Genomic DNA, 9,012 nt, shown 5'->3' with positions numbered 1-9,012 from the left:
GCGCGACCTGCTGCAACGCGGTCGCGGCTTGCGCCGCTCCTACAGGGAGCGGCCGTGGCAGGCGTGGGCGATTTGCGAGGTCCGGCTGTAGGAGCGGCGCGAGCCGCGACTGCGACACCGCGCTTGCGGCGCAATCTGCTGCAACGCGGTCGCGGCTTGCGCCGCTCCTACAGGGGGCGGCCGTGGCATGCGTGGGGGGTTCGGGGTTTCAATCGGTCGCGCCTTGCGACCAACGCGCTACGGCGCGTGCCAGCGCGGCGCTGTCGCGGATCGCTACGTGGCGGTAGCGCAACGCGATCCAACCGCGTTGTTCCCAGTCCTTGAGCTGTTTGCTGACGCTCTGGCGGGTCGCGCCGAGCATGTTGGCCAGGTCGTCCTGCGGCAGCGGCAGGTCGATCAGGCGGCCTTCGTCGCGCTCCACGCCGTACACCTGCGCCAGTTCCAGCAGGCGCTTGCCCAGGCGCGCGGCCAGCGGCAGGGTCAGCGCGTCTTCGACGTATTCCAGCGCGGTGCGCAGCTTGCGGCACAGCAGCCGGGTGAAACCGCGGTACAGCTCCGGGTGCTGCTCCAGCAGGGCCAGGAAGCGCGTCCGCGGCAACAGCAGGATTTCGCTGTCGCCGGCGGCGCGCGCGTCCTGCGGGCGCGGTTCGCCGTCGAACATCGACACTTCGCCGAACCAACTGCCGGGTTCGAACTGCACGATCAGCATCTCGCGCCCGCCCGCGGTCGGCACGCTCAGGCGGATGCGGCCGCTGACCACGCCGTACAGGCCTTCGGCGGCGTCGCCGCGGGCGTACAGCCGCTCGCCGTCGCGCAGGCGCCGGCGCACCGACATCGCTTGCAGGTGCGCGACCACCTGCGGCGACAGGTCGCGCAGCCAGGGATCGGCGGGCAGGGCGGCGGGTTCGGTCATGCGCGGCGGACGGCGGGGCTCGCAGGCGGTGGGCGGCCGGCCGATTGTGGCCCAGCGCGGCGCCGGTGTCCGCTCGTGCGCGCGCGGCCGTCGCGGGGCGGCTAGGATCGGGTGGCGCGGCCGGCGTTCGGAGCGGGCGTTCGCCGCGCGCCTTCGTTGCGGTGCGCCGGTCGGGCGTACGCGGCCGAGCGCGGAAGCGCCCGGCGAGGAACCGCAGGCGCCGCGCCGGCGCGACCGCGCCGCCGCGATCGACCTTGCGGCGCTGCCGGGCGCCGTCGTTCGATCCAGGCCCCGCCGCCCGCGATTGCAGACATCCACCAGGAGGCGTTCGTGCAGGACAGCGTACTGCTCAAGATCGGCCTGCCGCTGGCCATCGCCATCATCATGTGCGGCATCGGCCTGACCCTGCGCGGCGAAGACTTCCGCCGGATCGCGCAGCGGCCGCGGCCGGTCGCGGTCGGCCTGCTCGGCCATTACCTGCTGCTGCCGCTGCTCGGCTTCGCCACCGCGTGGCTGGTCGCGCGCTCCGGCGGCCCGGGCGCGGTCGAATTCGCAATCGGCTTCGTCCTGGTCGCGGCCTGCCCCAGCGGCAGCAGCTCCAACGCGCTGACCTACCTCGCGCGCGGCAACGTCGCCCTGGCGGTCACCCTGACCGTGATCAGCGCCCTGGTCACCTTCCTCAGCGTGCCCTTGCTGGTCGAACTGGCGCTGCGCTGGTTCGGCGGCGAGGCGCGCAGCATCCGCCTGCCGTTCGGCCAGACCGTGCTGCACCTGGCCGCGCTGGTGCTGGCGCCGGTGTTGGCCGGCATGGCCTTGCGCCGGTTCGCGCCGGCGTTCGCGCTGAAAGCGGAGCCCTGGGTCAGCCGGTTCGCGCTGGGCCTGTTGCTGCTGCTGATCGTGGCGATCTGCATCACCCAGCGCGCGGTGCTGGCGCGCAGCCTCGGCGAGCTCGGCCCGGCGGCACTGGCGATGGGCGCGGCGGCGATCGGCGGCGGCTTCGCGCTCGGCCGCCTCGCCCGGCTCGGCCTGCGCGATGCGATCACCGTGGGCATGGAGGTCGGGGTGCAGAACAGCACCCTGGCGATCGTGATCGCGCTGACCTTGTTGAATTCGCCGGCGGTGGCGGTGCCGGCGGCGATCTACGGCCTGCTGATGTACCTGCCGGCGTTCGCCGCGGTGTGGCTGGGGCGGCGCGCGGTGGCGCGGTCGGAATCGAACTGAGCGCGGCCGCAGGCCGCAGGCGACGAACCACAGCGGGACGGCGGCGATGCGCGCCGCCCCGCGCGCGCGCTCAGCGCCAGTCGATGTGGCCGCGCACCACGTTGCTGACCCGGCCGCCCGACCAGACTTCGCCGTCGCCGTCCACGCGCAGTTGCAGGCGCGCGTCGAAGCCGACTTCGCGGCCCTGGCTGACGGTGTAGCGGCCCTCGCGCCCCGGCAGCGCGTCGTTGTGCTTGAGCCACGCGGCGAGCGTGGCGTTGGCCGCGCCGGAGGCGGCGTCCTCGAACTGCGCCGGCGCGCCGACGAAGGCGCGCACCACCAGGTCGTAGTCCTGGCCGGTATCGGCGCGCGCGAACGCGCACAGGCCCATGCTCTCGGTGCTTTCGGCCAGCCGGCCGATCGCCGCCCAGTCGGGCTGGGCGCTGCGCAGCGCGGCTTCGTCGCGCAATTCGGCCAGCCACCAGCGGCGGCCGCCGTCCATCAGCGCCGGCGCCAGTGCGCCCAGGGGCAGATCGCGCAAGGCCGCGCTCAGGCGCGGATCGGCCGCGTCGGCGGTTTCGACCACGCGCGCGCGCGGCGTGCGCACCGCGATCGTGCGCGCCTCGCCTTCGCCCGACACCGCCAGCGGCAGCAGCCCGGCCACGCCTTCCTGCACCAGCACGCCGTCCACCGGCGCGGCCAGGCCGGCTTCCAGCACCACGCAGGCGGTGCCGACGCTGGGATGGCCGGCGAAGGGCACTTCGCGGCGCGGGCTGAACATGCGGATGCGGTAGCTGGCGCCGGGCTGGGTCGGCGCGAACACGAACGTGGTTTCCGGCAGCCGGGTCCAGCGGGCGATGGCCTGCATGGCGGCGTCGTCGAGGCCTTCGGCGTCGAGGACCACGGCCAGCGGGTTGCCGGCACCGGGGCGGTCGGCGAAGACGTCCAGTTGCAGATAGCGGCGTTGCGTCATTTCCAGGGGCGTTCCGTAAGGCCCGTGCAGGTGGCGTACAAGGGCGGGGCCAGGGAGGGAGAGAGGCGGGAAAGAGGGGATTGCGACAGGTTGGCGAAAGACTTGCGGGCCGGGCGTTCGGCGGCGGTCGGGTTGGACTAGAATCGCAGCTTCGTGCCCGGCACGCCGGTTCCCACAGGCGGCCCGATTCGCAAGGACGCCGGTTGGAAGCGCGTAATTCTAGGCACGCACGACTCGCAAGTGTGGAATCCCGCCGCGTCCGTTCATCGGCCGCTGCGGGCGGATCGACCTGCCCCGGCGCGCGCCGGGCCCTACTCAAGTGGAATCGGCAACCGAGGAAATCGTGGAGACGCAACAGACAGGCTGGGTGGTGCTCAAGTTCGGCGGTACTTCGGTATCACGCCGCAACCGTTGGGACACGATCGGACGTCTGGCTGGAAAACGTCTGCGCGAAGACGGCCGCCGCGTGCTCGTGGTGGTCTCCGCGCTGTCGGGCGTCACCAACGAACTGCAGGCCATCGCCTATGCGCCGCCTGGTGAGGACGGCGGCATCGCCGCGCGCTTCGCCGGCCTGGTCGAGCGCCACCGCAGCTTCTGCGCCGAGCTCGGCCTGGATCCCGATGCGGTGCTCGGCGAACGCCTGGCGAAACTGGTTGCGCTGGAAACCGATCCACGCGCGGCCGGCCGCGCGCTGGACTGGCAGGCCGAGGTGCTGGGGCAGGGCGAACTGTTGTCGTCCACCCTGGGCGCGGCCTACCTGCGCTCGCAGGGGCTCGACTTCGGTTGGTGCGATGCGCGCGAGTGGCTCGACGCGGTCTCGCTGCCCAATGCCAGCGAGTGGGCGCAGCGGCTGTCGGTGAACTGCCGCCATCACGCCGAACCCGGCTTCGTCGAGCGCTTCAGCGCGCAGCCGACGCAGATGCTGATCACCCAGGGCTTCATCGCCCGCCACGGCGACGGCGGCACCGCGATTCTCGGCCGCGGCGGCTCGGATACTTCGGCCGCGTACTTCGGCGCGCTGCTCAAAGCGCAGCGGGTCGAGATCTGGACCGACGTGCCCGGCATGTTCAGCGCCAATCCGCGCGAAGTGCCCGAGGCGCGCCTGCTGGCGCGGCTGGACTACGCCGAAGCGCAGGAAATCGCCACCACCGGCGCCAAGGTGCTGCACCCGCGCTCGATCGCGCCGTGCCGCGACGCCGGCGTGCCGATGGCGATCCTCGACACCGAGCGCTTCGACCTGCCCGGCACCCGCATCGACGCCAGCGCCGCCACGGTGCCGGGCGTCAAGGCGATCAGCCGCCGCAACGGCATCGTGCTGGTGTCGATGGAAAGCATCGGCATGTGGCAGCAGGTGGGCTTTCTCGCCGACGTGTTCGAGCGGTTCAAGCGCCACGGGCTGTCGATCGACCTGATCGGTTCGTCGGAAACCAACGTCACCGTGTCGCTGGATCCGAGCGAGAATCTGGTCAACAGCAACGTGCTCGAAGCGCTGTCGGCCGACTTGGCCGAGGTGTGCCGGGTCAAGGTGATCGCGCCGTGCGCGGCGATCACCCTGGTCGGCCGCGGCATGCGTTCGCTGCTGCACCGGCTGTCCGACATCTGGGCCGCGTTCGGGCGCGAGCGCGTGCACCTGATCTCGCAGTCGTCCAACGACTTGAACCTGACCTTCGTCATCGACGAAGCCGACGCCGACGGCCTGCTGCCGCACCTGCACCACGAGCTGATCCGCGGCGGCGCCATGCCGGTGCGCGACGACAGCGTGTTCGGGCCGAGCTGGCGCGAGATTTCCGAAGGCAAGCCGCAGCGCGCCGCGCCGTGGTGGCAGGCGCAGCGTCCGCGCCTGCTGGCGATGGCCGCGGCCGGCACCCCGCGCTACGTCTACGACCTGGCCACGGTGCGCGAACGCGCGCGCGCGCTGATCGGCACCGCCGCGGTCGACCGCTGCTTCTACGCGATGAAGGCCAACTCGCACCCGGCGGTGCTGCGCGCCATCGTCGCCGAAGGCTTCGGCCTGGAATGCGTGTCGCTGGCCGAGATCGAGCGGGTGTTCCAGGCGATCCCGCACATGGCGCCCGAGCGGGTGCTGTTCACCCCCAGCTTCGCCCCGCGCCACGAGTACGAGGCCGCGCTCGCGCGCGGCGCCATCGTCACCCTCGACAACGTCGAGGCGCTCAAGCGCTGGCCCGAGACCTTCCGCGGCCGCACCCTGTGGCTGCGCCTGGACCTCGGCCACGGCGAAGGCCACCACGAAAAGGTCCGCACCGGCGGTGCGGCGGCCAAGTTCGGCCTGCCGCTGGCGCGCTTCGACGCCTTCGTCGAAGAGGCGCGCAAGCTCGGCGTGCGCATCAGCGGCCTGCACGCGCACCTGGGCAGCGGCATCGACGACCCGCAGCACTGGCGCGGCGTCTATGCCAGCCTCGCCGGTCTGGCCGACAGCGTCGGCACCATCGAGACCATCGACATCGGCGGCGGCCTGCCGGTGGCCTACACGCCGGAAGCGCGCGAGTTCGACCTCAACCTGTGGCGCGCCGGGCTCGACGAGATCAAGGCCGCGTATCCGCGCTACGGCCTGATCATCGAGCCGGGCCGTTACCTGGTGGCCGAAAGCGGCGTGCTGCTGCTGTCGGTGACCCAGGTGGTGGAGAAGGACGGCGTGCGCCGGATCGGCTGCGATGCGGGCATGAACGCGCTGATGCGTCCGGCCATGTACGAGGCCTACCACGGCATCCACAACCTCGGCCGCATCGACGACGCCGACACCGCCGCGTTCGACGTGGTCGGCCCGGTGTGCGAGAGCAGCGACGTGATCGGCCGCGCGCGGCTGCTGCCGAAGGCGACCGAGGAAGGCGACGTGATCCTGGTCGCCGACGCCGGCGCCTACGGCATGGCCATGGCCAACACCTACAACCTGCGCGCGCTGCCGGCCGAGGAGGCGCTCGGATGAGCGCCGCCCCGACCCACGCCCCCGCGATGGCGCGGCGCGCGACCGTTTCGATTTCGAGAGTGAACCTGTGAGCGATCAATTCCAACGCGACGCCGTGCGCGCCTTCCGTTTCGTGCGCTGCGGCCTGGATGCCCGCACCGGCGCGGCCGAACTGGTCTACGCCTTCGACGACGGCCCGGAGCTGATCGAAACCGTCACCGTGCCCGGCGCGCCGTTCGCGCTGGACGCGGCGCGCGGCGCGGCGGTGGAGCGCATGCTGCGCCTGCTGCACCTGATCGCCGGCGTGAGCTATTACAAGGCCGCGGTGCCGGAACAGATCCGCATCGATACCTATGCGATCGACGCCGATACCGCGGCGTTGCTGGAGCTGATCTACGTCAACGGGCTGGGCGAGTTCGCTTATCGCAATGGGTTGAACCTGCACGGCAAGATCAAATTTCCCGTGGGGCCCTCACCCCAGCCCTCTCCCGCGAGCGGGAGAGGGGGCAGTAGCGGCATCCTGTCCGAAGAACACCCTCTCCCGCTTGCGGGAGAGGGCCGGGGTGAGGGCCCCGCCCCCGCGCTCGGCCTGCGCGAACACGCCCTGGTCGCCATCGGCGGCGGCAAGGATTCGCTGGTCAGCATCGAAGCGCTGCGCGCGCTCGGCGTCGAACAGACCGTGACCTGGATCGGCGGCTCGCAGCTGATCAAGGCCTGCGCCGAGCGCACCGGCCTGCCCACGCTCAATCTCGGTCGCGCGCTGGCGCCGCAGTTGTTCGAATACAACCGCCAGGGCGCGTACAACGGCCACATCCCGGTGACGGTGGTGAACTCGGCGATCATGGCCCTGGCCGCGCTGCTGCGCGGCGTCGACCAGGTGGTGTTCTCCAACGAGCGCTCGGCCAGCTACGGCAGCGTGATCGAAGGCACCGGCGAGGTGAACCACCAGTGGTCGAAGGGCTGGGACTGCGAGCGCGCGTTCGGCGAGTACTTGCAGAAACACGTCGCCGCGGACCTGCGCTATTACTCGCTGCTGCGGCCGCTGAGCGAGCTGGCGGTGGCGCGGCAGTTCGCGCGCGGCGATCGCTACGACGCGCATTTCAGCAGCTGCAACCGCAATTTCCATATCCTCGGCGAGCGGCCGGCGAGCCGTTGGTGCGGCGTGTGCCCGAAATGCCACTTCGTGTTCCTGGCGTTGGCGCCTTTTATGACGAAGCCTCGGTTGGTGTCGATCTTCGGCCGCAACCTGCTCGACGATCCGGCCCAGACCGACGGCTTCGACGCGCTGCTGGAATACCGCAACCACAAGCCGTTCGAATGCGTCGGCGAAGGCCGCGAATCGCGCGCGGCGATGGCGGCGCTGGCCGAGCGCGCGCAGTGGCGCGAGGACGCGCTGGTCGAGCGCTTCGCGCGCGAGATCCGGCCGCAGCTGGCCGGCGAGGAACTGCGCATCGAACCGCTGCTGGCGCTGGAGGGCGAGCACCGCGTGCCGCCGGCGCTGTGGGAGCGCCTGCGTGCGTATCTCGCAGCTTGACGGCCAGCGCGTCGCGCTGTGGGGCTGGGGCCGCGAAGGCCGCGCCGCCTACCGCGCGATCCGTGCGCGCCTGCCGCAGCTCGACCTGACCCTGTTCTGCTCGGTCGACGAGGCCGCCGACGCGCGCGGCCTGCACGATCCGCGGCTGGCGGTGGAGACCGCGGCCAGCGCCGAGCGCCTGGGCGGGTTCGAATGGATCGTCAAATCGCCGGGCATCAGCCCGTACCGCGCCGAAGCCTTGGCCGCGGTGGAGCAGGGCGCGCGCCTGATCGGCGGCACCGCGCTGTGGTTCGGCGAACACGCCGCGCAGCGCGGCGGCGGCCGCACCGTCTGCGTCACCGGCACCAAGGGCAAGAGCACCACGACCTCGCTCCTGGCGCATCTGCTGCGCGCCGGCGGCCACCGCACGGCGCTGGCCGGCAACATCGGCCTGCCGCTGCTGGAAACCCTGGACGCGCTGGATTCGCCGCAGCCGCCGCAGTTCTGGGCGATCGAGCTGTCGAGCTACCAGACCGGCGACGTCGGCCTCGGCGGCGCGCGGCCGGACGTGGCGGTGGCGCTCAATATTTATCCCGAACATCTGGACTGGCACGGCTCGCAGGCGCGTTACGTCGAAGACAAGCTGCGCCTGCTGACCCAGGGCCGCCCGCGCATCGCCGTGCTCAACGCCGCCGATCCGGTGCTGTCGGCGCTGCAACTGCCCGACAGCGAAATCCGCTGGTTCGGCAATGAGGCCGGCTGGCACCTTCGCGGCGACGCGCTGTGGCGCGGCGACCGCGAGATCATGGACACCGCCTCGCTGCCGCTGCCGGGCCGGCACAACCGCGGCAACCTGTGCGCGGTGCTGACCGCGATCGAAGCGCTCGGCCTCGACGCCGCGCCGCTGGCGCCGGCCGCGGCGAGCTTCAGGCCGCTGCCGAACCGCTTGCAACCCATCGGCGAACGCGACGGCGTCGCCTACGTCAATGATTCGATCAGCACCACGCCGCACGCGACCCTGGCGGCGCTGGACTGCCATGCGGGCAAGCGCATCGCGCTGCTGGTCGGCGGCCACGACCGCGGCATCGACTGGCACGGTTTCGCCGAAGCGATGCGCACGCGCGCGCCGCTGGCCATCGTCACGATGGGCGAGAACGGGCCGCGCATCCACACGCTGCTGCAGGCGGTAGCGGGCGAGGGCGGCTTCGCCCTGAGCGCGGCGCGCGACCTCGCCGACGCCATGGCCCAGGCCCGCGCCGCGCTCGGCGCGCAGGGCGGCGTGGTGCTGCTGTCGCCGGGCGCGCCGAGCTACGGCCCGTACCGCGACTACGTCGCGCGCGGCCGCCATTTCGCCGAACTGGCCGGGTTCGATCCCGACACGATCAGCGCGATCGCGGGCATCGGCATCGCCTGAGCGCGAGCTCCCTGTAGGAGCGGCGCGAGCCGCGACCGCGACAACGCAACTACCTCGACGGTTTCGGCGTGGTTGC

At 72.0% G+C, this 9,012-nt stretch carries 6 protein-coding genes; 4 read left to right on the top strand and 2 right to left on the bottom strand.

Features of this window, described 5'->3' with window-relative positions:
- Nucleotides 1-208: 208 nt before the first annotated feature.
- Complete coding sequence (locus tag A7A76_RS16375) at nt 209-913, bottom strand: Crp/Fnr family transcriptional regulator (RefSeq protein WP_206412192.1); 705 nt, start codon at nt 911-913, stop codon at nt 209-211.
- A gap of 330 nt (nt 914-1,243) precedes the next feature.
- On the opposite strand from A7A76_RS16375, the gene A7A76_RS16370 reads away from it, so the two are divergent.
- Complete coding sequence (locus A7A76_RS16370; RefSeq protein WP_206412191.1) at nt 1,244-2,134, top strand: bile acid:sodium symporter; 891 nt, start codon at nt 1,244-1,246, stop codon at nt 2,132-2,134.
- 70 nt (nt 2,135-2,204) lie between these two features.
- Here A7A76_RS16370 and A7A76_RS16365 read toward each other — a convergent pair whose 3' ends face one another.
- Nucleotides 2,205-3,086, bottom strand: coding sequence for a PhzF family phenazine biosynthesis protein (locus tag A7A76_RS16365; protein ID WP_206412190.1), 882 nt, complete (start codon nt 3,084-3,086; stop codon nt 2,205-2,207).
- Nucleotides 3,087-3,429: 343 nt separating this feature from the next.
- Here A7A76_RS16365 and A7A76_RS16360 point away from each other — a divergent pair, with 343 nt between their 5' ends.
- The 3 genes from A7A76_RS16360 (at nt 3,430) to murD (ending at nt 8,936) form a co-directional block, all read left to right on the top strand.
- Nucleotides 3,430-6,030 carry a bifunctional aspartate kinase/diaminopimelate decarboxylase gene (locus tag A7A76_RS16360; protein ID WP_343225350.1) on the top strand — a complete coding sequence of 867 codons (2,601 nt, stop codon included), beginning with the start codon at nt 3,430-3,432 and terminating at the stop codon, nt 6,028-6,030.
- A 67-nt stretch (nt 6,031-6,097) separates the two neighbouring features.
- The gene (gene murL / locus A7A76_RS16355) at nt 6,098-7,543 is read left to right on the top strand and encodes a UDP-N-acetyl-alpha-D-muramoyl-L-alanyl-L-glutamate epimerase (RefSeq protein ID WP_343225349.1); all 1,446 of its coding nucleotides are present in this window, start codon (nt 6,098-6,100) and stop codon (nt 7,541-7,543) included.
- Nucleotides 7,524-8,936 carry a UDP-N-acetylmuramoyl-L-alanine--D-glutamate ligase gene (gene murD, locus A7A76_RS16350; protein ID WP_206412189.1) on the top strand — a complete coding sequence of 471 codons (1,413 nt, stop codon included), beginning with the start codon at nt 7,524-7,526 and terminating at the stop codon, nt 8,934-8,936. Before murL ends, murD begins: the two co-directional genes overlap by 20 nt.
- The last annotated feature ends 76 nt before the right edge of the window (nt 8,937-9,012 follow it).

The organism is Lysobacter enzymogenes, from assembly GCF_017168095.1.
Classification (GTDB): Bacteria; Pseudomonadota; Gammaproteobacteria; order Xanthomonadales; family Xanthomonadaceae; genus Lysobacter; species Lysobacter enzymogenes_D.
This window is presented reverse-complemented; position numbering and strand designations above follow the sequence as displayed.